Raw genomic sequence first — 26,680 nt, forward strand, 5'->3', positions numbered from 1 at the left:
CTGGAACAACTCCCATAGCTCGTCAGGAACCAGTCGCTCAGTGAAGCTCGCCACGCCTGATCAAACGAGTGATCGCCAATCAAGACACGGTCTAAGGACACACGTGAGGGCGAGCGCTTGAGCGGGCCGGGCTACCACGTGAGTGTCCTGCTGGCCAGCCAGGACTTCTGGGACGATCGCAGTGAGGAGACCGTCGAGGCGGCCGAGGAGGAGATCGACGCCGCTCTTCATGAGCTGGTGACCGCGTTGACGGCACGGTGGGGCAGGCCGGAATCGATTGATCTGGAACCTTATCTGTGGGGTGAGAGCCCGGCTCCGGAGCCGATGCAAACGCTCTGCGTTCTCAGCGGCGAGATGCTCGTCTGGCGGCGGCCGGATGCCGGCCGGTGGATTGCGCTCGCCGTTGGCCAGAACGATCCGGAGTTCCCCATTGAGTTGCTCGCGGCGGTCGGTGAGGCTCCGATTCCCTCCAGCAATGATCATTGACGCTCACAATTGATCCGCCGCGCGTGGTCCTCTGCAGTGGTGGCGACGTTTGATGTGCGTGCGGCGGTTTCGCGCCTTCGGGTGCCGTGGGTGCAGCAAGTAGGTGGCCGACAAGGGATCGGGGCGTCGTGCTCGGCCCTGGTGGTGCCGTGGCATGGGCTGACCGGCCTGGACTATGGCCGCCGCCCCGGTCTGCGACATTGCGCGCTGGAGAAGTAGCAGGTCGGCATCGGATGCGCGGCTCCAGCCGCTCGGCGGCGTATGGCGAGGGCCCGGCGGCCCTCCAAGTCACGTCGCTGCCCCCTGCCAGCGGAGATAGACGCACTGTGCGCTCCCTCGCATTGCCCGCGTATTGCGAGGCCTGGATCCGTGGGGCGACGCGGCCCCCAGCAATGACACCAAGCAGGATCATGCTGAGGAACAGGGAGGCGTGGCGGCGCCGGCCGGGGCGGCGGGGGCGACCGAGGGGTGCAGGTGGTTGATGCTGCGGTCGGGGGGCGGGGGCTCGGAGGCGCCCTGGGGGTCACCGGATTGCCGATGCCGAGACGTGGGCAGGGCGCCTCCGAGGTGGGTTAGATGGTGCGGGAGAGGTTTTCCCAGTGGACGGTCCAGTCCTTGGTGGGGAAGCCGGGGGCGTGGCGGTTAGGCGCGTTGTCCCAGCCTGCGCACATGAGGGCGACGGCGTAGAGGAGGCCGCCTGCGCCCGGGAAGTAGGGGGAGGGGACGCCTTCCTTGCCGCTCGCCGGTAGACCCTCGTCGGTGAAGCCGAACTTCGGGTGCAGGAGGAAGTCGACGGCGCGGGCGGGGTCGCCCAGGCGGGCGGCGTTCATCGCCAGGACGGGGAAGTCCCAGCTGTAGAGGTCGTCGACGGGCCAGCTCTCGTACACCTGGTGGGCTGTGGCTCGCATGGTGGGGACGTCGACGCCGTCGCCGGGGAGCATCGCGTAGGGGGCGATCGGGTCGGGGTGGTCGGTGGTGTGCTTGGTCCACATGTCCTGGACGCCCTCGTACAGCACGTACTTGCCGTCCTGTACCGGAAGGGGCGCCAGCCCGGCCAGGACCTCGTTCCAGCGGCGGTCGGGTGCCAGGCCGAGCCGCCGGCGCCATGCCGAGGCGGTTCGCAGGCCGAAGCGCCAGTACGACAGTTCCATCACCGGGTTCTTGGTGACGGCGGGGTCGCTCTGCTCGTTGGCGGGGATCACCGGGGGGCCGAGGACGTAGCGGCCGGTGGAGCGGTCGTGGAAGGCGTAGGAGGCGAGGAAGTCGGCGGTGGCGAACACGATGTCGCGCCACTTGTGCAGTGTGGCGCGGGTCGGGTGGGCGCGGTAGTCGAGTTCGGCGAAGAAGATCGGGTGCGGCATCTGCCAGAGCAGCAGCGCGTTCTGCAGGCCGGGCGAGTCGCGTCCCTCGGGAGCGGTCATCTTCGGCCAGCGGGCGCCGCGGAAGCCCTGTTGCTTGGCACGTTCCAGGGCGGACGGCAGGAAGCTCCGGTAGACGCCGAGGCTGCGGTCCAGCAGCGGCCAGCGGTTCCACAGCGCGTAGTGGGCGCCGTGCCACACCACCATCTCCATGTGGAACTTGCCGTACCAGCCGTTGTTGACCAGGCCGGACTCCTGCGGCGGGTACGCGCCGCTCTCGTTGACGGCCAGCGCGAACTGGCTGCGCACGATCCGGCGTTCCAGTTCCTCCCAGCGCGGGTCGCGGCTGCCGGACAGGTCGACGGCGCCGCCGGAACGCCAGAAGTCGGGCCACCGCGCGGCGGCGGCGCGGCTCACCGCGGCGGCGGGCGGGGCGCCGATGCGGGTGTCGTCCGGGGTGAACAGGCAGGACAGTTCCAGGCGTCGACCGCGTGCGCCGGTGAGGGTGTAGCGGTGCCGTCCGGGGGCGTCCCGCGTGAGCTTTCCGGCGGCGGCGTTCCAGGTCAGCGCCGCGTGGTAGGTGGTGTCGTCCATGCGGTGGGTGATGCGGGCCCGGGTCGCGCCCTGCGGCGTCAGCGTCGTCGTGTGGGCGTCCGGACGGTCCCAGAAGCCGACGAACGGCGCAGAGAACTTGCCCTGGCCCTTGGCGGTCGCATACGGGAAGTCGACGTAGACGGTGAGACGCCCCGTTTCGATGAGGGGTGAGTCGATCCGTACCGCAATGGCGTCCAGCGTGGGGTGGCAGGCGGTCTCGACGGTGACGGGTGCGCCGTCGAACGTGAACCGGCTGGTCAGGATGCCGGTCCACAGGTCGAGGCGCTGGTGGCGGTCGGTGAGGTCGTCTTCGGTGGCGTCGCGTCCGGTGGAGGTGCGCAGCGACAGGCCGATGCGTGCGAGGTTGATGCGGTGGGGGTTGCCCCGGAGCCAGTTGTAGAGGTCGGGGTGGCCGGCCTCGTCAGTCCAGTAGCGGACGGGACGGCCGTAGGTGTCCCAGGCCGTTCCCTTGTAGTCGTCCAGGTTCTGGCCTTCGGGCAGGGGATCCTCGTGCCAGCCCCATTGGGACATGGTGGCGAACGGCAGGAACGTCTGCAGTCCGGTGATGTCGGCGCCGAACGCGATGTCGCCGTTGCCGACCTGGAGGGGAAGCTCCGGGTCGCTGGCGGTGCGTTCGATGGCGTGCCGGTCGACGACGGCCTTGCGGTCGATGCGCCGGGAGGGCTGCCCGGACTTGGACGTCCGGTCGGCGTGCGCCGTGGCGGGGGCGGCGATCAGGGAGGCGGCGGTGCCGCCGACGGCTCCCCTCAGCACCGTTCTGCGCTGGATCAAGCGGAGCTCCTCGGGTGGCGGGGGCAGGGGCCGACGTCCGCGACCGTCAAGATCGACGGACGTTCTTGATCGCGAAAGTACCCGAGGTTTCGCCGCCGGTCAGCCCCCTGACCGGCGGCGAAACCCGCGCGAACCTAGCGACGCGCCCCGCGGCGAACCCGGCACCGGGGCATTGGCCGGGCCGACCGCGCCCGACACCCGAGGAGCCCGCGGCTCAGGGACGGACGAGAATCTTGACGTTCTCCTCCTTGTTGTCGATCAGCTCCCGGAAGCCCTTCTTGACGATGTCGTACAGGTCGATCCGTCCGGTGATGAACGGGTACGGATCGATCCGCCCGTTCGCGATCATCTCGATGGTGGCGGGGTGGTCGCCGGCGTAGGCGAGGCTGCCGATGACGGCGACCTCGCGGAACACCAGGTCGTTCATGGCGACCTGCGCCTCGTGCCCCCAGATGGCGACGTTCACGCAGGTGCCCCCGGCGCGGGTGGACAGCACGGCCGACCGCAGGACGGCGTCGGCCCCGGCGCACTCGAACGACACGTCGGCGCCGCGTCCCTTGGTCGACTCCAGCACCGCCTCCGTCGCGTTCACGCCGGACGGGTCGATCACCTCGTCGGCGCCGACCGCGGCGGCCTTGTTCTTGCGCGCGGCCGCGGGCTCGACGGCGATCACGTGCTCGACCCCGGCGGCGCGCAGCGCGGCGATGACGGCCAGGCCGATGGGGCCGGTTCCGAAGACGGCGGCGGTCTGCCCCGGGCGGGCGCCGGACAGCCGCACCGCGTGCCAGGCGACGGCCAGCGGCTCGACGAGCGCGCCCACGTCGGTGCCGAGGTCGCCGAGCGGATGAATCCATCGGCGTTCGGCCACCACGAAGCGGGAGAACCCGCCGCCGCGGCCGCACAGCCCGACGAATCCGAGGGATTGGCAGACGTTGTACCTGCCCTGCTCGCAGGGGTCGCAATGGCCGCAGACGATGTACGGTTCGACGGCCACGCGCTCGCCGGGATGCAGGTCGTCCACCCCGTCGCCCACTTCGCGGACCACTCCGGCGAACTCGTGCCCGAGTGTGACGGGCAGCGTCTCGCCGGTGAGCGGATGCGGCGCGCCGGCGGGCGGGACGAAGATCGGCCCTTCCAGGTATTCGTGCAGGTCGGTGCCGCAGATGCCGCACCACTCGACCTCCACGAGGACGGTCCCCGGCAGCGTCCGCGGCTCCGGAACGTCGTCGATGCGGATGTCGCCGGGCCCGTGGAAGCGGGCTGCCTTCATCGTTGATCCTCCTCGTTCGTGTTCGGCCTGGGGGTGAGATGAAGGGCCTGCGTGCTCAGGAGAGGTGGTGCACTTCCTGCAGGCCGTACACGGGGGTGGGGATCCCCTCGTACCTGGCCTTGAGCTGCAGCGCCAGGTAGAGGGAGTAGTGCCGGGACTGGTGCAGGTTGCCGCCGTGGAACCACAGCCCTTCCTGCTGGGTGGGCTTCCACATGTTGCGCTGCTCGCCCTCCCAGGGGCCCGGGTCCTTGGTGGTGCCCGAGCCCAGGCCCCAGCACTTGCCGACCTTGTCGGCCGTCTCCCGCCCGACGAGGTCGGCGACCCAGCCGTTCATCGAGCCGTATCCGGTGGCGTAGACGACCAGGTCGGCGGGCAGTTCGGTGCCGTCCTCCAGGACGACCGCGTCGCGCGTCAGGTGGGAGACCTGGCCGCGGGCGAGCTTGACGTCGCCGTTGATCACCAGGTCGGACGCGCCCACGTCGATGTAGTAGCCGGAGCCGCGGCGCAGGTACTTCATGAACAGGCCGGACCCGTCGTCGCCCCAGTCGTGGGCGAACCCGGCCTTCTCCAGGCGGTCGTAGAAGTCGGCGTCCCGCTCTCTGATCTTCTCGTACAGCGGGATCTGGAACCGGTGCATGATCCGGTACGGCAGGGACGCGAACACCATGTCGGCCTTGTCGGTGGTCATCCCGTTGCGGACGGCCTCCTCCGAGTACAGGGCGCCCAGGCCGATCTCCATCAGCGAGTCCGACCTGACGATGTGCGTGGACGAGCGCTGCACCATCGTCACGTCGGCGCCGTGCTCCCACAGGGCCGCGCAGATGTCGTGCGCCGAGTTGTTGGAGCCGATCACCACGGCCCGCTTGCCCGCGTAGGCGTCCGGGCCCGGATGCTGGGACGAGTGGTGCTGCTCCCCCTCGAACACGTCCATGCCGGGGAAGGACGGGACGTTCGGCTTGCCGGACATCCCTGTGGCGAACACCAGATGCCGTGGCGTGAGAACGATCGGCTCGCCGTTACGGTCGACGTGCACTCTCCACTGCTCGGTGTCGTCGTCCCAGGACGCGGAGGTGACGTTCGCCCTCGTCCAGTAGGGCACCTCCATCACCCGTACGTACATCTCCAGCCAGTCGGCGATCTTGTCCTTTGGGGCGAACACCGGCCAGTTGTCGGGGAACGGCAGGTAGGGCAGGTGGTCGTACCAGACGGGGTCGTGCAGGCACAGGCTCTTGTACCGCTTGCGCCAGGAGTCGCCGGGACGATCGTTGCGTTCCAGGACGAGCGCGGGCACGCCGAGCTGCCTCAACCGTGCGCCGAGCGCGATACCGCCCTGGCCGCCCCCGATGACCACGACGTACGGCTGCTCCTCGACGCCCAGCCGCGCCCTCTCCAGCGCGCGCTCCTGCCCCCACGACGTGCGGCCGCGGACCACACCGTGCCGGACACCCTTGGGACGACGCTCCCGCATCGGCTCCTCGTGCCCCTTGAGCTCGCGCAGGCTGGTGAGCAGCGTCCACGCCCCCTCGTCCGTCAGCCGCAGGTGGCCCATGCCGCGTCCGGTGGCGGTCTCGAACGCCAGCCACGCCTCGACGACGCCGTCCGCCTCCACCGGTTCCTCGGTGATCGTGAAGCCGGACGGGTCGGTGCCGTCCAGGCAGGCGGCCAGCATGCCGGCGACGCCGTCGCGCCCCTCCACGGTCTTGATGTTCCAGGTGAAGGCCACCAGGTCCCGCCAGTAGCTGTCGGGCGCGAACATCGCCGCGGCGCGGGCCACGTCGCGGGCGGCCAGGGCCGACTCGAAGCCGGCCAGCCAGGACCGCACCCGCGTCCGCGCGTCGATACCGGCGGTGGCGGCGGGCGTAGCGTTGCTCACCTGCGCCTTCCCTTCTCCGTGGTTTCTCCAGGGGGTCTCGGGATGTCTCCGGATGTCTCCGGGCACCGGGGATGGATGTCCGGACCCGTCCGGTCTCCGGTGGACGGTGTAACACCGATCACATTCCGCACGGAGCGCGGGCGACAAGGGTTGCAGCGGATTGCACGAATTGTGGCCAGGGTCACAATTTGCGTTTATGCTTCGGGAAATCTGGGGCAACGCACCGGCCTGGGAGGTGGGCCGGTGCCAGCCGTAACGCCCGACCTGGGAGGTGAGGTCGTGCGCGTGCACGGGGCCGTCCGTCCGGGGACCAGCCTGCCCGACTACGCCCGAGAGCTGGTCCGCACGCATCACGCCGTGATCGGCGGCGAGCGGGCCGCGCCGCCGGTGCGCCCGCGCGCCGTGGTGGCACGGTCGTGGTCGCGGGTCATGCGTCTGGGCCTGGACCCGGACGACAAGAACATCCGCGACCCGCTCAACGCCGACGAGCTGGCCCGGCGGCGGCACGGCTCGCCGCTCCGCGAGGTGATCGACGAGCTGGGCCAGCTGATCGGCTCGGTCGCCGACGCCTCGCACATGCTGCTGGTGGTGACCGACGCCGACGGGGTGATCCTGTGGCGGCACGGCTCCTCGGCCGTCCGCCGCCGCGCCGACGACCTGGGCTTCTGCGAGGGCACCACCTGGACCGAGGCCCGCGTCGGCACCAACGCGATCGGCACCGCGCTGGCCGAGGCGGCGCCGGTGGAGCTGTTCTCGGCCGAGCACTTCGAGCAGGCGCAGCATCCCTGGTACTGCTCCGCGTTCCCCGTCCACGACCCGCGCACCGCGGAGCTGCTGGGGATCATCGACGTCAGCGGTCCCGCGCTGACGTTGCATCCGGCCGTCGGCGCGCTGGTGAACACCGGCACCCGGCTGGCCGAGTCGCGGCTGTGGCAGCGTCACCAGCGGCGGCTGGAGCGGCTGCGCCAGTCGGCGGCGCCGCTGCTGGCCACGTCGTCCGAACCGCTCCTGCTGGTGGACGACCACGGCTGGGTCGCGCACAGCTCGGGCGTGGCCGCGACCGAACGCGTCGCGGTGCCGGCCGAGGGCCGCGCGCTCGCCGTCCCGGGGCTGGGGGTGTGCGTTCCCGAACGGCTTCCGGACGGCTGGCTCGTCCGCCCGTCCACCCGCGCCCGGCCCATGATGCTCGACCTCGACCTGGCGGACGCGCCCGTCCTGCAGGTGCGGTCCGGCGACGCGCGGTGGCGGTGCGCACTGACCACCCGGCACGCCGAGATCCTGCTCCTCCTGCACGCGGCCGGGCCGGACGGGCTGTCGGCGCAGGCGCTGAGCCGGGCGCTGTACGGGGACGCCGAACACGTCGTCACCGTGCGCGCGGAGGTGTCGCGCCTGCGCCGTTCGCTGGGCGCGTTCGTGGAATCCCAGCCGTACCGGCTGGCCAGGGGCGTCCGCATGGGCCTGCGGCAAGAGCTTTCGGCCTGCCGGTTCGTCCGGGAGTCCGCCACCCCCGGAATCCGGGCGCTCGCCGCCCGGCCCGGGGCCGAGCCGTGACGGTCATGGACCCGATGCACGACACGGTGTAACAATCGGGCCTGTCGGGCTTGTCCGGCCAGGAGGAATCCAGATGGCGGCACACGGTGCTCTGCGGGACCGGCGGACGCGGCTCGTCCGGGAATGGTCGCGGCTGGTGGCCGAGCGCGTTCCGCATGCCCGGACGCGCCACGACCCGGCGCTGCGCGAGGAGATCGCCGCGTCCTGGAACCGTTCGCGCGTCGTGGTCGACCCGCACCGCGACAGCGCACCGGCCGTGCCGGACGTGGCGGACCGCTGGCGGTCGTCACCGCTGGCGGGGCCGGTCGCCGAGATCGCCGGTGAGCTGCGCGCGATCGCCGACGAGGCCGGCTTCGTCGCCGCCGTCACCGACGCCGACGGCACCATCCTGTGGACCTACGGCGGCCGCGTCATGCGGCACCGCGCCGAACGGGTCAACTTCGCACCCGGCGGTCGCTGGGACGAGGCGGCGATGGGCACCAGCGCCCCCGCCCTCGCCCTTCGCGACCGCCGTCCCGCCACCGTCTTCTCCGCCGAGCACCTGGTCGAGGCGCTTCACGGCTGGGTGTGCTACGCGGCGCCGCTGCGCGCCCCCGGCGGACGGCTGCTGGGCGTCCTCGACCTGTCCAGCACCTGGGACCGCTCGCACCCCATGGTCATGCCGACCGTGCGCACGCTCGCCGCCAGCATCGAGGACCGGCTGGCCCGCCTGCCCGCCGCCGCGCTGCCGCCCGTCACCGCGCCGCGCGTCCGGTTGGACTGCCTGGGCGACGGTGTCCGGGCGCTGCGGGACGGCGCGCCCCTCCCCCTGCGCCCCCGCCAGCTGGAGATCCTCGCCCTCCTGGCGTTGGAGCCGGACGGCTTCAGCCCGGAACGCCTGCGCGAGGCCCTGTACGGCGACCGTCCGGTGACCATGACGTCGTTGAAGGCGCAGGTCTCGCACCTGAGGGCCGCGCTCGGCGGCGCGTTGGCCCAACGCCATTACGTCCTGACCGAGCCCATCGTCTGCGACGCGTCCGCCGTCCTGGACGCCCTCGCCTCCGGCGACACCACCACGGCGGTGCACCGCTACACCGGACCGCTCCTGCCCGACTCCGAGGCCCCCGGCATCGTGCGCTGGCGTGACTACCTGGAGGTCGCGGTACGCAAGGCGGTGCTGGCCTCGCCCGTCCCCGAGCACGCCCTCGCCTATGGCGAACGTCACCGCTACGACCTGGAGGTCCACCAGCACGCGCACAGGCTGCTGGCCCCGTCCGACGGCCGCCGCGGAATCACGGCCGCCCGCATCGAAGCCGCCCTACGCGACTGACGCCCAGCGGACGCGGCCGGCCGCCCCCGCACCCCGGCGGCACCCCGGCGCCCGCGGCAACCTTTCGGCAACCTTCCCGTCGCAGAGTGTCCTGCATCACATCGGTTCACACCGGGTGCGAGGAGGACATTCATGGTCTACGCCAAGCCGGGCGCCGAGGGCAGCGTCGTCGCGTTCGCCGACCACTACGACAACTTCATCGGCGGCGAGTGGGTGCCGCCCGTCGGGGGCGAGTACTTCGACAACCCGTCGCCCGTGGACGGTCAGGTGTTCACGCGGGTCGCGCGGTCCGGGGCCGCCGACATCGACAAGGCGCTGGACGCCGCGCACGCCGCCGCCGACAAGTGGGGCGCGACGTCCGTGGCCGAGCGGTCGCTGATCCTCAACCGGATCGCCGACCGCATCGAGGAGAACCTGGAGAAGCTGGCCGTCGCGGAGACCTGGGAGAACGGCAAGCCGGTCCGGGAGACCCTGGCCGCCGACCTGCCCCTGGCCGTGGACCACTTCCGCTACTTCGCCGGGGTGATCCGCGCCCAGGAGGGCGGCATCAGCCAGATCGACGAGGACACCGTCGCCTACCACTTCCACGAGCCGCTGGGCGTCGTCGGCCAGATCATCCCGTGGAACTTCCCGCTGCTGATGGCCACCTGGAAGCTGGCCCCCGCCCTGGCCGCCGGGAACTGCGTGGTGATCAAGCCGGCCGAGCAGACGCCCGCCAGCATCATGCTGCTCATCGAGCTGATCGCCGACCTGCTGCCGCCCGGTGTGGTGAACGTGGTGAACGGGTTCGGCGTGGAGGCGGGCAAGCCGCTGGCGTCCAGCCCCCGCATCGCCAAGATCGCCTTCACCGGGGAGACCACCACCGGCCGGCTGATCATGCAGTACGCGTCGCAGAACATCATCCCGGTGACGCTGGAGCTGGGCGGCAAGAGCCCCAACATCTTCCTGCCCGACGTGCTGGCCGCCGACGACGAGTTCCTCGACAAGGCCGTCGAGGGCTTCGTGATGTTCGCGCTCAACCAGGGCGAGGTGTGCACCTGCCCGTCCCGCGCCCTGATCGCCTCGTCCATCTACGACGAGTTCATGGCCCGCGCGCTGGCCCGCACCGAGGCGATCGTCGCCGGCAACCCGCTGGACCCGGCCACCATGATCGGAGCGCAGGCGTCCAACGACCAGTACGAGAAGATCCTGTCCTACATCGACATCGGCCGGAAGGAGGGCGCCCAGGTCCTGACCGGCGGCGGCCCCCGCACCGTGGACGGCCTGGAGGGCGGCTACTACATCGAGCCGACCGTCTTCAAGGGCACCAACGACATGCGGATCTTCCAGGAGGAGATCTTCGGGCCGGTGGTGTCGGTGACCACCTTCGACTCCGTCGACGAGGCCCTGAAGATCGCCAACGAGACCCTGTACGGCCTCGGCGCCGGCGTCTGGACCCGCGACGGCTCCACCGCCTACCGCATGGGCCGCGCCATCAAGGCCGGCCGCGTGTGGACCAACTGCTACCACGCCTACCCGGCGCACGCCGCGTTCGGCGGCTACAAGCAGTCCGGCATCGGCCGCGAGAACCACCGCGCCATGCTCGACCACTACCAGCAGACCAAGAACCTGCTGGTCAGCTACTCGGCGAAGCGCCTGGGCTTCTTCTGATGGTGGAACGCGTCCGGCTCACCGAATCCGCCGCGCGCGTGCTCGCCGGTCTCGTCGCCCGGCACGGGCCGGTGATGTTCCACCAGTCGGGCGGCTGCTGCGACGGCAGCTCCCCCATGTGCTATCCCCGGGACGAGTTCATGGTCGGCGCCTCCGACGTCCTCCTGGGGCACGTCGGTGACGACACGCCCTTCTGGATGAGCGCCGCCCAGTACGAGTACTGGAAGCACACCCACCTGACCGTGGACGTCGTCCCCGGCCGGGGCAGCGGGTTCTCCCTGGAGGCCCCCGAGGGAGTCCGCTTCCTCATCCGCTCCCGCCTCTTCACCGACGAGGAAGCGGAGGCCCTGGAGGCCGAACCTCCTCCCCCCACCGGGGCCACCATCGGGTAGGTCTCGTTCCCCCGGGCCTGGTCCCCCTGCCGGGCCAGGCCCGGGCCACCGGCGGATCGCCGTGCCCGCCGAGACGCGGTTCGTCGAACGCGCCCGCCGGGGGCGGCGAGTCGTTCAGTTCACGGTACGGGCAGCGAGGAGACCCTTGATGAACTCGCGGCTCTCCTCCGGGCAGAGGGCCGAGCCCTGCTCGATGTGGGTCCAGGTGTCGGTGAGATCGGCGTAGGCGAAGCCGATGCCGAGCATGCTGTGGCACAGGCTGATCCGGTCGCTGACACCGGGGAACTCCAGCACGTCGAACGAGTGGGCCCGGTCCTCGTAGAACGGTGCCGCGGAGGGGACGACCCGGACGCTGGCGTCCGGATCGGCGCCGAGAGCCAGCAGATGGCGAAGCTGCGGGACCATCACGTCGTCGGCGAGCCGCAGCGTCAGCGCCATCTCGTCCACGATCACGTCGAGGAAGCGGCGCCGCCCGCCCGGGCGGTAGGTCTGCCGGTTGCGCAGCATGTCCCAGTGGACGTCCGGGTCGGGCTCGCGGAACGACACGGACGCGATGAACCGGGCGTACGGCTCCGACTGCGCCAGTTCGGGGATCTGCTGGACGCCGTAGGTGCGGATGACCGACGCCTCCGACTCGGAGATGAGCGCGTCGCGCTCCTCCGCCTTCATCCCGTCCAGATGCGCCGCCAGCCATCCGGGTCCGCGCGGCCGCGACGCCAGGTCGATCATCAGGTCGGCGACCTCGGCCCCCCGGACCTCGTAGCGCTCCAGCAGCAGTTCGACCTCGCCGGGCGACGGTTCGAGGAACCCGGTCTCCACACGGACGAGCCAGTCGGAATGGCATCCGGCGCGGGCCGCGGCCTCGTCGTACGAGAGCTGGAGCAGTTCCCTCGTCCGCCGCAGGTACAGCCCGAGACGCCGGGCGTTGATGTTCGGGGCGCGATAGTCCGTGGGCATCCGAACCTCCCGCCGTCATCATCCCCGGAGGGACCGCGCGACGTGCCTCTTTCACGGAAGGCGACGCGAATCTAACGCTCTGGCATGTTCCCGCCGCACCATCAGGCGCCGCCTGCGCGCGGGGTCAGGAGGATGGACGGGGGTCGAAGCGGCTCGCCAATGGAACGATCACCAGGACGAGGACGGCCGCCACCAGGTAGCACGCCCAGTATCCGGACACCGGGGCCAGCGCGGCGACGAGCCCTGTGCCCGCCACGGCGCCCAGGTAGTTGAAGACGCCGACGCGCGCGACGGCGACGCCCTGTCCGACCGGGTCGTGACGGGCGGCGGCGGCGTACGCGCTGGGCGCGACCGAGCACAGCCCGAGGCCGGCGACCGCGAACCCGGCGATGGCGATCCACGGGTCCGGCGCGAGGACGACGGCGGCCAGGCCGAACGCGGCCAGCACGGCGCCCGCGCGGACGAGCCACGCCGCTCCCCGGCGGCGCACCACGAGGTCGGCGATCGCCCGTCCCGTGACCGTCGCGGTCGCGAAGGCCGTGATGGCCAACGGGGCGAGGGTGTCCGCGCCGCCCAGTTCGTCCCGCACGTACTTGACGGCGAATCCCGCGATCGCCCCCTCGGCGACGTACGCGCACCCCAGCGCCGCGCCGAGGACGAGCAGCGGCCGCCACGGCACCCCGACGACCGGGACGCCGCGACGCTCGCCCGCCGCGTCCCCGTCCGGCGCGAGCAGGCGCCGCACCGCCCGCGCCGCGCGTCGCTCCGCCGCCCGTGCGAGTGAGCGCTCCGCGTCCTTGCGCAGCGGCATCCGGACGGTCGCCACGGCGATCAGCAGGCCGATCGCCGCCGGTACCGCGAAGCCCGTCAGCAGCGACAGCTCGGCGCCGTTGGCGAAGGAGATCCACAGGGAGCCGACGATGCTCGCGCCGCTCCACACCGCGAAGAACCCGTTGACCAGTGACCGTCCGGCGTGCCGTTCGATCGCCACGGCCTGGGCGTTCATCGACGCCTCAACGACCCCCATCGCCACGCCGAACAGCGCGACGGACGCGACCAGCGCCCCCGTCCCGGGGACGGCGCCCAGCAGGACGACCGCCGCGAAGAAGATCGGCTGGGCGCACCGCAGGACGAGACCGGAGCCCGTCCGCCCGTTCAGCCCGGCCGCGAGCAGCCCGCCGGCGACCGCCAGCACCGGCACCAGCGCCACGAGCGCGTTGATCGCCTGGTCGCTCAGCCCGTGCGAGCGCTGGACGTGCGGGATGCGGGCCATCACGGCGGAGAACGCGAGCGCCTCGCCCGCGTAACACAGGTAGATCGCGCCCCGCACCCGCCGGATCGGCGGTGCGCCCACGAGCGCGCGTTCCGTCATCGTTCCGGGAGGGTCGTCCTCCGCCGAGGTTGAGCCGACCGCGCCGCGCATCGCGTCCGTCCCGCTCCTGACTCGTGGGTAAATCCGAGTCATGTTATACCTGGTAGCGGTGTAAGCGAGGAGTGCCGTGGTCGCTCACCGGCCGAACGGTCCGGGCCGGCTCAACGACGGAGGCGGCGGGTGAACACTGCCAGGCTGCGATTCGGCGTGCTCGGTCCGCTGCTCATCGAGGCGGACGGCGCCCCGGTGCGGCCGCCCCGCTCGCCCATCCTGCGGGGCCTGCTCGGCGTCCTGCTGGTCGCCGCCGGCCGTTCCGTGCCCGCCGACCGGCTCGTCGAACTGGTCTGGCGGGAGCGTCCCGACGAGGTGAACCCGGGGTCGGTCCAGGTGGCGATCTCCCGGCTGCGGCAGTGGCTGCGCAGGATCGATCCGACGCCCGACCCGTCCTGGAGCCTCGATCACGACGGCTCCGGCTACCGCCTCACGTTCGCGGACGAGCGATTCGGCCAGGCCGTCGACCTCGGCGGTTTCCGCGTTCTGGCGGCGCAGGCCCGGGCGGTCGGCGACGCCCGAGACCGTTCCGAGCTGCTGGAGGCGGCGCTCGCCCTGTGGCGCGGGCCGCTGCTGGCCGACCTACCGATTCTGGACGTGCAGGATCCGCTGTTGCGGTCGGTGACCGAGGAGGTCAACGCGGCGGCCGCGGACCTGGCGGCGGCGGCCGCCGCGGCGGGCCGCGCGGGCGCCGCGCTCGACCGTCTCGCCGCCCTCGCCGAGGCGCATCCGCTGGACGAACGGCTCGAAGCGGGCATGGTCGAACTGCTGGCGGCCGACGGACGCACCGCCGAGGCGCTCCGCCGCTACCAGACGTACCGGGAAAGCGTCGCCGAAGAGCTGGGCGTGGACCCGGGAGAACGCATGCAGGCCGCCTACCTGGCCGCGCTCGCCCAGGACGGCCGCACCCCCGAGGCCCTCGGCGTCTCCCGCGCGCCGCCGAGCGTGCCGGCGCAACTTCCGCCGCCCGTCCCCGACTTCACCGGCCGCGACGACCAGGTACGGGCACTGACCGGCCTGCTGACCGCCCGCGAGTACTCGCCGGTCACGGTGATCACCGGAATGGGCGGAGTCGGGAAGACCACGCTGGCCCTGCACGTCGCGCACCACCTGGCCGCGCGGTTCCCCGACGGACAGCTGTACGCCAGGCTGCGCCGCCCGGACGGCGCCTCGGTCGACCCGGCGGAGGTCCTCGGCGGTTTCCTGCGGGCGTTCGGCCTCGGCGGACAGGACGTCCCGCCGTCCCTGGACGACCGGTCCGCCCTGTTGCGGACGGTCCTCAACGGCCGCCGGGTGCTGATCCTGCTGGACGACGCGTCCGATGAGGGCGAGGTGCGTCCGCTGCTGCCCGGCACCCCCGGCTGCGCGGTCATGGTCACCAGCCGCGTCCCGCTCGCCGGCCTCGAAGGCGCAGGCCGGATCGACCTGGACGTCTTCGACCAGGAGCAGGCCGTCGCGCTGCTGGCCCGCATCATCGGACCCGAGCGCGTCGCCGCCGAACCGCGGGCCGCCGCCGACGTCGCCCGCCTGTGCGCGCACATGCCCCTCGCCGTCCGCATCGCCGGGACGCGCCTGGCCCGCAGGCGGCACCGCACGCTGGCCTGGCTGGCCGACCGCCTCGGCGACGCGCACCACCGCCTCGACGAGCTCACCGCGGGCGACCTGGCGGTCCGGGCGTCCTTTCGGCTCAGTTATCTGCGGCTGCCCGACGAGACACGCCGCCTGTTCCGCCTGCTCGGCCTCCTCGAAGCCCCCGACTTCGCCGAATGGGTCGCGGCGGCGCTGCTCGGCGGCTCCTACCGGGACGCCCAGACGCACCTGGAGGCCCTGGTCGACGCCCAGCTTCTCGTCGTGTCCGGAACCGACGCCAACGGCTGGACCCGGCACCGCTACCACGACCTCGTCCGCATCTACGCCCGCGAACGCGCCGTCGAAGAGGAAAGCGACGCCGCCCGGCTGGCAGCCGTGCAACGGGCGCTCGGCGCCTGGCTGGCGCTGGCCGAACGCGCCGCGGAAGGCGTCCCCGGCCCCTGCTACGCCCCCATCCACGGCAGCGCCCCCCGCCACGAACTCCCGGCCGACGTGGTCGACCAGCTGCTCGCCGACCCCATGGCCTGGTTCGACGCCGAACGGGCCGCGATGGCCGCGGCCGTCGAACACGCCTGCGCTCTGGGCTTGGACGAATACGCCTGGGACCTGGCCGCGTCGATGGAGAAGTACCTCGACGTCCGGAGCCTGGCGCAGGACTGGGTCCCCCTGCACGAGAAGGCCATGGCATTGTGCGCCGCCAAGGGCAACCGTCTCGGCGAGGCCGTCCTCCTCCGCGGCCTGAACGACATGACGACCTGGCTCTCCATGGAGCGCCCCGGCGACGCCATGGGCACCTCCTACGACGCGTCCACCCGCCTGTACCGCCTGTTCGCCGAGGTCGACGAACGACGCGGAATGGCCGACGCGCTGGTGGCCCAATGCTGGGGCCTGACGGCCCGCGGCGACTCCGAACTCGCCCTGGAAACGGCCCGCCGCGCCCTCCGCCTCGCCCAGGAGACCGACCACCTCGGCGGCGAGGCCCGCGCCCACCACATCATGGGCGTCGCCTACGGGGAAGGCCGTCCCGAACAGGCCGCCGAACATCTCGAACGCTGCCTGGAACTCGCCCGCCTCCACGGCAACCCCCGGTTCGAAGCCACGGCCATGCAGTTCCTCGGCGCCGCCTACTGCCTCACGGGCCGCATCGAGAACGGCCACGCCCTCCTCGTCGGCTCCCTGCGCATCTCGCACACGCTCAAAGACCACTACGCCGAGGCCTTCTCCCTGCTCTACCTCGCCAAGCTGTACGCCGCCCTCGGCGACGAACGCGCCCTCCCGACCGCAAACTCGGTCGTCTACCTCAGCCGCCGCCACAACCTGGAGCATCATCTCGCCGACGCCCTGACCGTCCTGGGCCAGTTGGACCTCACCGCCGGCCGGTACACCGCCGCCATCACCAACCTGGAGGAGTCCGTCCGCCTCTGGCGCGCCCGCGGCTGGCACTCCTTCCTGGCGTCCACGCTTCGCCTCCTAGGACAGGCCCACCGCGAGAACGGCGAGGAGGAGGCAGCCCGGAAGGCTTGGAGCGAGGCCCTGAACGTCTACGAACGCCTAGGGGACACGCCGGCGGCCACCGAAACGGCCGCCCTGCTCAACGAACGATGAACGCCGACCCCGCTTCGGCGTCCACCGTCCGCCCCCGCCCCGGGCCTGACCTGCATACTCGCAACGTTCCCTAGGCGACCGAGTACGTCCCCGTAGCACTCGACCACCGCCGACATCCCTCATCCTGCCAACCGGCCCTTACCAATCGCTTACCGAAACTCCCCCGCCTCCTTGCTGGAGGACCCGTCGCGTACGCGGCGTCACCCTCCCAGGTGCGCGGCGGCCACCCGCTTCGGCACGACCATCCGCCACGCCTCCGTGACGATCTCCGCGAGTTCTCCGGCATCCAGTTCGGCGAGCCGCGCCTGCACCCAGTTGAAACGCTCGTCAGAAGGCTCAGGCATCAGGAACTTCTCCGGGTCGGAGGCCACGAGCGCCGCCCGCTCCTCCCGGGGGAACGCGAACCCCATAACGGTCTCGTCCCGGGACAGCGCGACATAGACGATCCGCCCCACCCTGAACTTCACCCGATCCCGAATCAGGTGCTCAGTAGTCCGAGGCAGCTCCAAGGCCACTCGCCGCACATCCTCAACGGTCACCACGCCCACATTCCTTCCTCTACCGAAAACACCCGCCATCGGCGGGCTCGCCGACGTCCGCACGACCCCGTTGCCAACCTGCCGTCAGCAGGCGTTCTGGGCGAGCTCGGCGACGGCGGCGACGAGCTCTGGACCGTCCAGCAGCACCAGGTCGTTGTGGTCGGCGCCGGGCACCGCGACCACCCGTACCGGGCCCGCCGCCCGCCGGGCGACCTCGCGGCTCTGCTCAGGAGGGACGATCGAGTCGGCCGTCCCGTACACCACCACCGTGGGCGTCCGAATGGAGGCAACCTGTTCGGCCACCGGATAGCGGTCCTTCAGCAAGGCCCGTACCGGAAGGAATGGGTAGTGCGCCCGTCCGACGTCGGCCAGTTCCGTGAACGGCGACCGCAACAGCAGACCCGCCGGAGGATCGGTCACGGCCAGCCGGGTGACGACCGCCGCTCCCAGGCTTTCGCCGTAGTAAATCAGCCGCGTCCGCGGAACCTTCATATCCGCCGTGAGGTAACGATGCGCCGCGCGGATATCGCGGTACAGGCCCGTCTCGCTGGGGCTCCCCGGGTTACCTCCATAACCGCGGTAGTCGACCAGCAACACCGCCAGCCCACGAGCCGACAAAGCAGCCGCCAGCGAGGCACGCACCGCCCGGTTCCCCGCGTTCCCCGGCGCGACGAGCACGGTCGGAACGTCGGCGGCGTCCTCCGCGCCCTCCGCAGGGACGAACCAGGCGGCCAGCCGCAGACCGTCCTCCGTCCGGAAGGCGACCTCACGCGCACTCGGCAGCGTCACCCGCGGCAGCACCGGCGCCACGGGATCCGGGAAGTAGATCAGCCTCCGCTGAGCCGCCCACAGCAGGCCGCGAACCAGCACGCCCCCATTACACCGCGCGCTGCGCCCGGCAACCGGTGAGGGGCGCGTGCGGGCTCAGAAGTAGTTGCCGTACAGGTCGGTGGACGGCCAGGTCGTCACGGCGTTGGCCGCCTTGTGCAGAGCCAGGTCGATGTCGCCGTAGCTCTTCCCTGACGCGTCGTCGCGCTGGTTGAACAGCGCCGCCCAGGTCAGACCGTCGTAGCGGCGCACCAGAATCGTGTGGGTGCCCGGCAGGCTGCCGGTGTGCCAGGTGTTGCGCCCGCCGGTGACGTTCCGCACGCTCCAGCCGCAGCCGTACCACCACCCGTCGGGCTGCACTCCGATGCTGGGCTTGGCGAACGCCCGCCCGATGGACGTGCTGTTGAGCACCGAGTTCGCGGCGTCGAACAGGCCCGCGAAGCGGACCATGTCGACCGCGGTGCTCAGCCAGCCGCCGTGCGCGTCCATGTTCTCCAGGTTGAACCCGCCGTAGGGAGCCGGCACGGTCGCCCCGGTCGCGTTCATGACCGTGGAGACGTTGTACTGCGAGTAGTACGGGACCTCGCCCGCGGCCGCGTTGGCCTTGAGGCTGCGGCCGAGCTTCATCCGCTTGATGCCGCGCGGTCCGAGGATCTTGTTCTGGACGTACGTCTGGTAACCGGTCCCGCCGACCTTCTCGATGATCCGGCCGAGCAGCAGATAGCCGTAGTTGCTGTAGGCGTACTTGGTGCCCGGGTCGTGGTCCAGCCGCCGGCCGTTCATGTACTTCATGATGTTGGCCCGGCTCACCGGCAGCGGCACGCCCAGCGCGGACGAGATCGCGACGTCGCGCCGGTACATCGGGTCGAAGCTGACGTCCCGGTCCCAGCCGCCCAGGTGCTGCAGCAACCGCCAGACGGTGACGTTCTTGAGCCGGGGATCCAGCGTCTGGCCGCTCGGCGGCGTCAGCGCCAGCAGGTCCGTGACCCGGGCGCCGAGGTCGAGCTTGCCCTCCTGCGCCAGCCTGAGGATGGCCGCCGCGGTGACCGGCTTGCTCAGACTCGCGATACGGAACAACGACGTCGGCTGGGTCTTGAGCGTGGAACTGGTCGTCCACGTGTAGCCGCGCGCCAGCACCAGCTTGCCCTTGCGCACCACGGCCAGCTGCCCGCACGAGATGTTGCGGGCCTGCATGAAGCTCTTCATCGTCGAGTCGAAGCTGCCCAGCCCGGCGCCCCGCTGCCCGGTGACCTTCCACGTCTTGGCGGCCGCCGCCGACCTCGCCTGGACGGACTCCTCCGAGCACCCGCCCAGCAGCACCGCCCCGGACGCCCCCATGCCCGCCAGCCCGGCGGCCTTACCGAAGTCCCGCCGCGTCAGCCCCGCACCCATCCCAAACCCCCGCAAGATCGGTTATCGCGGAGCCAACCTACCGATCAACCCCACCACGGAGCACCAAAACCCCCACATCACCCCCACCCGACCAGCCGATCCACGGTCTCCCCCTCCACCTGCGCCCCCGACCGGTCGTACGTCCTCTTTGAGACACGCCTCGCCCAGGGCAGCCGCGCCTCCCGAAACACCGAAACGTCCTAGGAACCCCTGTACGGCTCGTCCGGCCCCGGCCGCTCCTCTTGTGGAGCAGGCGGAGCCGGCGGTGGGACGTACGGCGCCGGCGGCGCGTACTGCTGCCCGAAGGATCCCTGCGCCGGGTCGTAATACGGTTGCGGCGGCGGCAGGGCCGGGCTGGGGTCGGCAGCCTGGAGCGGCGGCGTCTCCCCACGCGCCCGCCCGGAACGGCGGTCGTGATAGGCCCCTTTGATCCGGCCGCCCAGCCGCTTGCCCATGCCCTGCACCTGCTGCGCACGCTCGGACTCCAGGACGCGCCGCACCTGCTCGGACTGTCCGAGGCGGGTGGTGTTCTCGCGGGCGACGTCCCGAGCGACCCGTCCGGCCGCCTGCGTGCCGTCCCATGCCCGTCCGGCGCCCTGCACCGCGGCGGCCACGGCACGCTGATACGTCCCGGCGCGGACGACGGCCGTCCCGGCCAGCCTGTCGGCCAGCGTCCGGCGGCGTCCGCCGAGCATCGCGGGCAGGCTGTTGGCGGCGAAGACCACGACGGCGAGCAGCCAGACGAGCAGCGCGACGAAGAACAGGCCCTCCAGAAGAACGATCCAGGCCAGGCAGTAGAGTCCCGTCCCGCCCGCGGTGGTCACCACGGCACGGCGGAACGCGCGCCCCTTGCCGGGTTTCCGCGCCTCCCCTGTGGCGGCCCGCACGCGGATGTCCATGACCGCCTTACCGAGCGTGCGCCCCGTCCAGGTCTGCGCCACGAACTGGTACAGCAACTCGACCAGGACGAGAAGGGCCAGAGCCTGATAGATGGCGCTGGTGAACGTCCCCCATACTCCGGCGCCGAAGTCAGTGGTGGCCTTCTGAACGTCCCCGCCCGAGAACAGCAGGCCACCGGTAGCCGCCAACGCCTTCTGCGGAAGATCCTCCGCCACGTAAGCGTGCAATCGCCCCCACGTCATCATGCCGAGCAGAACAGCGACGACGCACAGCAACGCGGTGTCAATCCCCCAGGCCACCAACCGCCGAAAACGCGGCGCGACACTACCCCCGCCCGGCTCGACTTCCGGCCCCGGCGGCCCGCTGAACGGCACGGGCAACGGCGGAGGCGGCGGGGGTGGCGGCGGATGACCATACACGAAGCGGGAGTGTAGAGACGCCCGCCCTCAACTGCTACGCCCTTCCTCCCGAAACCCCAATAGTCCGCGCCCCCCTCAAGCTCTGCCAGCGACGATCGGCCCACCGCGGCTACGGCTCAAGCATCACCGCCGGCACCCGGCTAACCGCCCCCTGCCAGGCACTCCACCCAAGCAACCGACGACTCTTGTCGAACCACAAACACGATCACAGCTCCCACACCAGCGCCCTCGTCCACGGCCGGGCTCGCGCAGAGAGTCGAAAAGAGGCCAGATGCGGCCATCCCACAACCCTCGATCAGAAAATGAGAGTCGCCACCGCATTCCCGGCGGGCGCCGCTGCGAAGCCATTCACCTGAAAGCGACACGGCTCAACCGCGTCCTCCAACTTCTGGATCACGCGTCGCGTACGAATTACCCGGACGCAGTCACAGCCAGCGCTTCAGCCACCTTGCGCCAACTGCCGATGCGGTCGGCCCATCCGGACGGCGGCTCACCACCGTTTCCGGGGTCACCGCCAAGGTCGTGCTCGAACGCGAGGTGCACAACCTGCGCGCCTTCGAACGCGAGTACCACAGCCGCCTGCCTGGAGGGACAGCTGCGCGACCTGGAGGCCGGCAGCACTGAGACCGGCGCGTTCCAGCCCGGCGCCCCCGCGCAGCCCGCCCCGGCCGCCACCGGCCCGCAGAGCACCCTCGCCCACGCCAGCCGCACCGGCGCCCCCGGCGCCTCCGCCCCCCACCGCCCCCTTCCCTCCGCCCGCCGACCATGGGCGCGTCCCTGCTCGGCAGCTCCACCCCACTGAAGATCGCCGCGGTGGAGTTGGTCCCCGCACGAAGGAGATGGAGACCTGGCGAGCCTGGCCGTTGGAGAGCGTGCACCCGCTGGGACCCCGAACGCGCGGTTCCGCCAGGGCCGCCCGGGCGCTCCCCTCCGAGCAGGCCGCGCTCAAGCTGCTCTACCTGGTCATCCGGCAGCCGCTGCGGGCGTGACTGGCACGGGCTGGAGGGCCGCGCTCAACGCGCTGGCGCCGCACCACGGTTACCGCATCGCTCTGAACTCCAAGCTGATCAGCGCCTCGCCCACCGACTCCCGGACAGTGCCCCGGAACTCAGTGTCCGAGCGCCGCACAGTGGTGGTGGGACGCGGTAAGTGACCTCTTGTCAGCCTTGTCGGCGTCATGTATACAAGCTTCCTATGAGCGGTCTACGAGATGACGGAGGGTCTGCTCAGGATGTGGCGTACCGGTGGCTCAAGCAGCACATCGCGCGTTCACCGCGGCATGTGGGCATGTTCCTGAGCGAGGCGGAGGTGGCACGGGAGACCGGCACGTCGCGGACTCCGGTGCGCGAGGCACTGCTGCGGCTGGAGGCCGAGGGCTTCCTGCAGATCGTGCCGAAGAAGGGCGTCTTTGTACCGCCGATCACGGACGACGAGGTTCGTGCGGTGATGCAGGCGCGCGAACTGGTCGAGGACTGGTGCGTCCGGCAGGTCACACCCGCGAGCACGGGCCTCATCAGCGAGTTGGAGTCGTTGCTGGCCGAACAGGAGCGGATGATCGGCGATCCGGTCACCTTCATTGAGCTGGACCGGGCGTTCCACCGGGCGATCGTGCGTCGGGCCGGCAATCCGGTGCTCGCCGAGTTCTACGAGTCGTTGCGGGAACGGCAGGTCCGGATGGGCCTGCACGCGGTGGCCAACGAGCACGACCGCGCCCGCGGCGTCCTCGATGAGCACGCCGCCATCGTCGCCGCGCTGCGGACCGGAGAGGCGACGGCCGCCGGTGCCGCGCTGACCGCGCATTTGTCCAGCACGATGGCGGCTCTGCACCTACCCGATGTCTCCGGTTGGAACGGTACAGAGCATTCCGTGGTGGGCCTGTCATGAGGGTCGCGCTGGTACAGGTGGCCAGTCCCCCGGAGGAGCCGCCGGCCGAGCGCCGGGAACGGGTGGCCGCGATGGTGGCCCAGGCTCGGGGCGCCGACCTGGTGGTGCTGCCGGAGCTGTGGGCGGCCGGATACTTCGCGTTCGACCGCTACACCGAGCGGTCCGAGACACTGGCCGGCCCGACGGTGACCGCTGCCCGCGAGTGGGCCAGAGAGCTGGACGCATACGTCCACGCGGGCAGCATCGTGGAACGGGATGACACCGGCCGGCTGTTCAACACCGCGGTGCTGATCGCGCCGGACGGCCAGATCGCGCACACCTATCGCAAGGTGCACGTGTTCGGGTACGCCTCGCGGGAAGCGGAGCTGCTGACACCCGGTGACACGCTGGACGTGTGCGCGACCCCGTTCGGGCCCGTGGGTGCCACCACGTGCTACGACCTGCGTTTTCCAGAGTTGTGGCGGGACCTGGTCGACCGGGGCGCGCAGACGGTGGTGGTGCCGGCCGCATGGCCGGAGGCACGGCGTGAGCACTGGCGCCTCTTCACCACCTGCCGTGCCGTCGAAGAGCAGGTGCTGCTGATCGCGTGCAACGCGGTCGGTGTCCAGCACGGTGGCGTCGTGCTCGGCGGGCACAGCCGCGTCGTCGACCCGTGGGGGACCGTCCTCGCCGAGGCGGGCACCGCGGAGGGCGTCACGTTCTGCGAGATCGACCCGGCCGTGGTCGGAAAGGTGCGCGCCGAGTTCCCGGTGCTGGCCGACCGCCGGTGGCCGCACGCCGGGCAGAGCCGAGAGGTGAGGAGATCATGACCGACCGTCCCGCGCCGGTGACCGTGCACGTCGCCGGTTCCGGCGAACGACTCACGGTCGTTCCGGACAAGCTGATCGTCGCGGGGTACACCGCGCGCGACGTGGCGGCCGTCGAGGCCCACATCACCGAGCTGGAGGCGATCGGGGTACCGCGTCCGCCGAGCGTGCCGGCCTTCTACGATCTCGACACCGCCCTGCTGACCACCGAGCCGGTGGTCGAGGTCGACGGCGCGTCGACCTCGGGGGAGGTGGAGCCGGTGATCATCCGCACGGGCGGGCGCTACTTCCTCGGTGTGGGGTCCGACCACACCGACCGTGAGCTGGAGCGCACGGGCGTCGCCGAGTCGAAGGCCGCCTGCCCGAAGCCGATCGGGAACACCGTCGTCGACCTCGGCCCCGACCTGGCCTCGCTGGACTGGGACGCGTTGGTCGCCGGCTGCACCGTGGACGAGGCGCCGTACCAGCACGGCAGCGTGTCCGTCCTGCGGCATCCCGCCGAGTTGCTGGAACAGATGAGCGACGTGGTCGGTGCCGTTCCGCCGAGCGTGGTCCTGTTCTGCGGCACGCTGCCGCTCCTCGGCGGGACCTTCGTCCATGGGACCCACTGGCAGATGCGCCTGGAACTGCCTGGAGGAGAAGCCCTGACCCACGTCTACGAGACCAAGCAGAGGAACTTGTGATGCGAACCGGATCCGATTACCTGACCTCCTTGAAGGACGCCCGCCGCGTCTATCTCGACGGTGAAGCCGTGCAGGATGTGGCCCACCATCCGGCGTTCGCGCCCATCGCGCGTACGATCGCCGAGCTGTTCGACATCGCCGCCGACCCGGCGTCCGGCCTGACCTGTACGGACCCCGACACCGGCGCGACCGTGAACCGCCTGTTCACGATCCCGCGCAGCCGAGCGGACCTGACCGCGTTCCGCGAGGCGGCCACCGCGTGGGCGCGCCACACGCACGGCTGGGTGGGGCGCAGCCCCGATCACGTCGGCGCGTTCCTGGCCGCGTTCGCGGCGCACCCGGAGGCCTTCGCCGGTGGCGATCACGACTTCGCCGCCAACGTCGCGGCGTACCAGCGGCGGATCGTCGAGGAGGACCTCTACGTGTCCTACGCGATCATCCCGCCGCAGGTCTCGCGGGCCACCACCGCGCACGCGTGGGACGGCGAACTGGTCCAGGCCGGTGTGGCCGAGGAGCGTCCGGACGGCATCGTCGTGCGCGGCGCGCAGATGCTGGCCACGGGCGGCGCGGTCGCCGACGAGATCTTCGTGTCGTGCATCAAGCCGTTGACGCCCGAGGACACCGACTTCGCGATCAGCTTCGCCGTGCCGGTCGCCGCCGAAGGGCTCAAGCTGTACTGCCGCCGCCCGTACGCGCCCGCGGCGACCAGCGGTTACGACTATCCGCTGACCACCCGATTCGACGAGACCGACGCCCTGCTGGTGTTCGACGACGTGTTCGTACCGTGGGAGCGGGTGTTCGTCTACCGGGACGTCGCCGGCCTGCGGCGGCAGTTCTTCGACACCGGCGCCCACGCGTTGGGCAACTGGCAGGCGCAGATCCGCTTCTCGGTCAAGCTGCAGTTCCTGGCCGGACTGGCCCGCAAGGTGGCCATGGTGAACGGCGTCGACAAGTTCCCCGGCGTGGTGGAGAAGCTCGGTGAGCTGGCCAGCCTGGTCTCCCTCGTCGAGTCCGCGGTGCTGGCCGCCGAATACACCGCCGCCCCCGACGAGCAGGGCCTGTGGCGCCCCGGCGCGCGAGCCCTCTACGGGGCGATGGGCCTGCAGTCCGAACTCTATCCCCGCGTCCTGGCGATCCTGCGGGACCTCGTCGGCGGCGGCGTCCTGCAGGTTCCGTCCAGCGTCGCCGACATGACGAACCCGGAGACCCGTGCCGACATCGACCGCTACATCTACAGCCCGAACGCCCCCGCCGAGGAACGCGTGAAGCTGTTCAAGCTCGCCTGGGACGCCATCGGCAGCGAGTTCGCCGGACGCCATCACCAGTACGAACTCTTCTACGCCGGCGCGCCGTTCGTCGTGAAGGGCTACGCCTTCCGCAACTACGGCTTCGACCAGCCCGTGGCCGCCGTCGAGTCCTTCCTCGCCGGCTACGACATCGCCGACCGCGCCTGACATCCGAGGGAGCACCATGAGCAAGCCCGAGCGGGAATTCTTCCCGGTCACCGACGTGGACTTCACCATCTGCCCGGGCGACGACCCGAAGATCCTCGAACGGATCCTCGCGGCGGACCCCGACACCGGCGTCGCCACCCGCATCCTGCGCTACGAGCCGGGAGCCGACTCCACCCCGATGGGCGTGCAGAAGCACGACTTCTGGGAGGAGGTCTACATCCTCGAAGGCTCCTTCACCGACCTCACCCTCGGCAAGACCTTCACCAAGGGCATGTACGCCTGCCGTCCGCCGGGCATGCCGCACGGCCCCTGGCGCACCGACGAAGGCGTGTTGACGTTCGAAGTGCGCTACCGCGCCTGATCACCCTGGAGGCCGCATGCCTTCCACCGACCTCGCCGCCGCGAACGCCGCCATCGACCCGCTGACCATGCGCCGCGCCATGGGGCGCTTCGCCACCGGCGTGGCCGTGGTCACCACCAGTGTCGACGGCACGCCGCACGGCATGACGGTCAACTCGCTGACCTCGGTCTCGCTCGACCCGCCTCTGTTGCTGGTGTGCCTGACCATCGGCGCGCGCAGCACCGACGCGGTCACCCGGGCCGGACGGTTCGCGGTCAGCATCCTCTCCGCCCGCCAGGAGCAACTCGCCCTGCGCTTCGCCCGGCGAGGGGAGGACCACTTCGCCGGGCTCGAAGTGACCTACGAGCGGCATGAGGTGCCGGTGATCCCGGACGCCTTCGCCCACCTGGAATGCGAGGTGGAACGGCACTTCGTCGCCGGCGACCACGTCGTCGTCATCGGACAGGTCCGCAGCATCTGCGAGCGCGAGGGCGAACCCCTCGGATTCCTCGCGGGCAGGTTCAGCGACATCGTCGACCGCGGACACGAACCCGTCCACTGGACCTTCTAGCCTCAGCACCCCCA

The 26,680-nt window shown here is 71.2% G+C and carries 22 protein-coding genes; 13 read left to right on the forward strand and 9 right to left on the reverse strand.

Annotated elements, in window-relative coordinates; genetic code table 11:
• The first annotated feature begins 138 nt into the window (after nt 1-138).
• Nucleotides 139-486, forward strand: coding sequence for a hypothetical protein (locus ABZ801_RS37990; protein WP_360707841.1), 348 nt, complete (start codon nt 139-141; stop codon nt 484-486).
• 572 nt (nt 487-1,058) lie between these two features.
• Here the strand turns inward: ABZ801_RS37990 and ABZ801_RS37995 are convergent.
• The 3 genes from ABZ801_RS37995 to ABZ801_RS38005 form a co-directional block, all read right to left on the reverse strand.
• Nucleotides 1,059-3,230 (reverse strand): hypothetical protein, encoded by a 2,172-nt coding sequence (locus tag ABZ801_RS37995; protein ID WP_360707844.1) that lies wholly within the window; start codon nt 3,228-3,230, stop codon nt 1,059-1,061.
• Between the two features lie 214 nt (nt 3,231-3,444).
• A complete protein-coding gene (locus tag ABZ801_RS38000; RefSeq protein WP_360707847.1) occupies nt 3,445-4,500 on the reverse strand; it encodes a 2,3-butanediol dehydrogenase in 1,056 nt (351 codons plus the stop codon).
• A gap of 55 nt (nt 4,501-4,555) precedes the next feature.
• A complete protein-coding gene (locus tag ABZ801_RS38005) occupies nt 4,556-6,373 on the reverse strand; it encodes an NAD(P)/FAD-dependent oxidoreductase (protein ID WP_360707851.1) in 1,818 nt (605 codons plus the stop codon).
• A gap of 243 nt (nt 6,374-6,616) precedes the next feature.
• Here ABZ801_RS38005 and ABZ801_RS38010 point away from each other — a divergent pair, with 243 nt between their 5' ends.
• From ABZ801_RS38010 to ABZ801_RS38025, 4 genes are all read left to right on the forward strand, one after another.
• Entirely contained in the window at nt 6,617-7,924 is a 1,308-nt protein-coding gene (locus ABZ801_RS38010) for a GAF domain-containing protein (protein ID WP_360707855.1), read from the forward strand.
• A gap of 73 nt (nt 7,925-7,997) precedes the next feature.
• The gene (locus ABZ801_RS38015) at nt 7,998-9,233 is read left to right on the forward strand and encodes a GAF domain-containing protein (RefSeq protein ID WP_360707858.1); all 1,236 of its coding nucleotides are present in this window, start codon (nt 7,998-8,000) and stop codon (nt 9,231-9,233) included.
• A gap of 132 nt (nt 9,234-9,365) precedes the next feature.
• Nucleotides 9,366-10,883 (forward strand): aldehyde dehydrogenase, encoded by a 1,518-nt coding sequence (gene adh, locus ABZ801_RS38020; RefSeq protein WP_360707860.1) that lies wholly within the window; start codon nt 9,366-9,368, stop codon nt 10,881-10,883.
• The gene (locus tag ABZ801_RS38025; protein WP_360707863.1) at nt 10,883-11,275 is read left to right on the forward strand and encodes a DUF779 domain-containing protein; all 393 of its coding nucleotides are present in this window, start codon (nt 10,883-10,885) and stop codon (nt 11,273-11,275) included. The genes adh and ABZ801_RS38025 overlap by 1 nt, the downstream gene beginning before the upstream one ends.
• Before the next feature lie 114 nt (nt 11,276-11,389).
• Here the strand turns inward: ABZ801_RS38025 and ABZ801_RS38030 are convergent, their stop codons facing one another.
• Together ABZ801_RS38030 and ABZ801_RS38035 are read right to left on the reverse strand one after the other, a co-directional pair.
• Nucleotides 11,390-12,232: a helix-turn-helix transcriptional regulator gene (locus ABZ801_RS38030; protein ID WP_360707866.1), complete on the reverse strand. Its 843-nt coding sequence runs from the start codon at nt 12,230-12,232 to the stop codon at nt 11,390-11,392.
• A 124-nt stretch (nt 12,233-12,356) separates the two neighbouring features.
• Nucleotides 12,357-13,604, reverse strand: coding sequence for an MFS transporter (locus tag ABZ801_RS38035; RefSeq protein ID WP_360707868.1), 1,248 nt, complete (start codon nt 13,602-13,604; stop codon nt 12,357-12,359).
• 180 nt (nt 13,605-13,784) lie between these two features.
• Here ABZ801_RS38035 and ABZ801_RS38040 point away from each other — a divergent pair, with 180 nt between their 5' ends.
• Nucleotides 13,785-16,850: a BTAD domain-containing putative transcriptional regulator gene (locus tag ABZ801_RS38040; RefSeq protein WP_360707871.1), complete on the forward strand. Its 3,066-nt coding sequence runs from the start codon at nt 13,785-13,787 to the stop codon at nt 16,848-16,850.
• Between the two features lie 200 nt (nt 16,851-17,050).
• Here the strand turns inward: ABZ801_RS38040 and ABZ801_RS38045 are convergent, their stop codons facing one another.
• The 4 genes from ABZ801_RS38045 to ABZ801_RS38060 form a co-directional block, all read right to left on the reverse strand.
• On the reverse strand, nt 17,051-17,392 hold the full coding sequence (locus ABZ801_RS38045) for an MmcQ/YjbR family DNA-binding protein (protein ID WP_360707874.1): 342 nt from the start codon (nt 17,390-17,392) through the stop codon (nt 17,051-17,053).
• Nucleotides 17,393-17,473: 81 nt separating this feature from the next.
• Nucleotides 17,474-18,259: an alpha/beta fold hydrolase gene (locus ABZ801_RS38050; protein WP_360707877.1), complete on the reverse strand. Its 786-nt coding sequence runs from the start codon at nt 18,257-18,259 to the stop codon at nt 17,474-17,476.
• Between the two features lie 54 nt (nt 18,260-18,313).
• On the reverse strand, nt 18,314-19,609 hold the full coding sequence (locus ABZ801_RS38055; protein WP_360707880.1) for a serine hydrolase domain-containing protein: 1,296 nt from the start codon (nt 19,607-19,609) through the stop codon (nt 18,314-18,316).
• Between the two features lie 200 nt (nt 19,610-19,809).
• Nucleotides 19,810-20,928 (reverse strand): RDD family protein, encoded by a 1,119-nt coding sequence (locus tag ABZ801_RS38060; protein WP_360707883.1) that lies wholly within the window; start codon nt 20,926-20,928, stop codon nt 19,810-19,812.
• A gap of 839 nt (nt 20,929-21,767) precedes the next feature.
• On the opposite strand from ABZ801_RS38060, the gene ABZ801_RS38065 reads away from it, so the two are divergent.
• The 7 genes from ABZ801_RS38065 (at nt 21,768) to ABZ801_RS38095 (ending at nt 26,666) form a co-directional block, all read left to right on the forward strand.
• Nucleotides 21,768-21,917, forward strand: a complete 150-nt coding sequence (locus tag ABZ801_RS38065) for a hypothetical protein (RefSeq protein ID WP_360707886.1) — start codon at nt 21,768-21,770, stop codon at nt 21,915-21,917.
• 205 nt (nt 21,918-22,122) lie between these two features.
• Nucleotides 22,123-22,812, forward strand: coding sequence for a GntR family transcriptional regulator (locus tag ABZ801_RS38070; protein WP_344955617.1), 690 nt, complete (start codon nt 22,123-22,125; stop codon nt 22,810-22,812).
• Complete coding sequence (locus tag ABZ801_RS38075) at nt 22,809-23,621, forward strand: carbon-nitrogen family hydrolase (RefSeq protein WP_360707888.1); 813 nt, start codon at nt 22,809-22,811, stop codon at nt 23,619-23,621. The genes ABZ801_RS38070 and ABZ801_RS38075 overlap by 4 nt, the downstream gene beginning before the upstream one ends.
• Nucleotides 23,618-24,301: a DUF2848 family protein gene (locus tag ABZ801_RS38080; protein ID WP_360707891.1), complete on the forward strand. Its 684-nt coding sequence runs from the start codon at nt 23,618-23,620 to the stop codon at nt 24,299-24,301. Before ABZ801_RS38075 ends, ABZ801_RS38080 begins: the two co-directional genes overlap by 4 nt.
• Nucleotides 24,301-25,755, forward strand: a complete 1,455-nt coding sequence (locus tag ABZ801_RS38085) for a 4-hydroxyphenylacetate 3-hydroxylase N-terminal domain-containing protein (protein ID WP_360707894.1) — start codon at nt 24,301-24,303, stop codon at nt 25,753-25,755. Before ABZ801_RS38080 ends, ABZ801_RS38085 begins: the two co-directional genes overlap by 1 nt.
• A 16-nt stretch (nt 25,756-25,771) precedes the next feature.
• Nucleotides 25,772-26,116, forward strand: a complete 345-nt coding sequence (locus ABZ801_RS38090) for a cupin domain-containing protein (protein WP_344955610.1) — start codon at nt 25,772-25,774, stop codon at nt 26,114-26,116.
• 16 nt (nt 26,117-26,132) lie between these two features.
• On the forward strand, nt 26,133-26,666 hold the full coding sequence (locus ABZ801_RS38095) for a flavin reductase family protein (protein ID WP_360707897.1): 534 nt from the start codon (nt 26,133-26,135) through the stop codon (nt 26,664-26,666).
• Nucleotides 26,667-26,680: the final 14 nt, after the last annotated feature.

The sequence above is a fragment of the Actinomadura sp. NPDC047616 genome, assembly GCF_040642915.1.
Classification (GTDB): Bacteria; Actinomycetota; Actinomycetes; order Streptosporangiales; family Streptosporangiaceae; genus Spirillospora; species Spirillospora miaoliensis.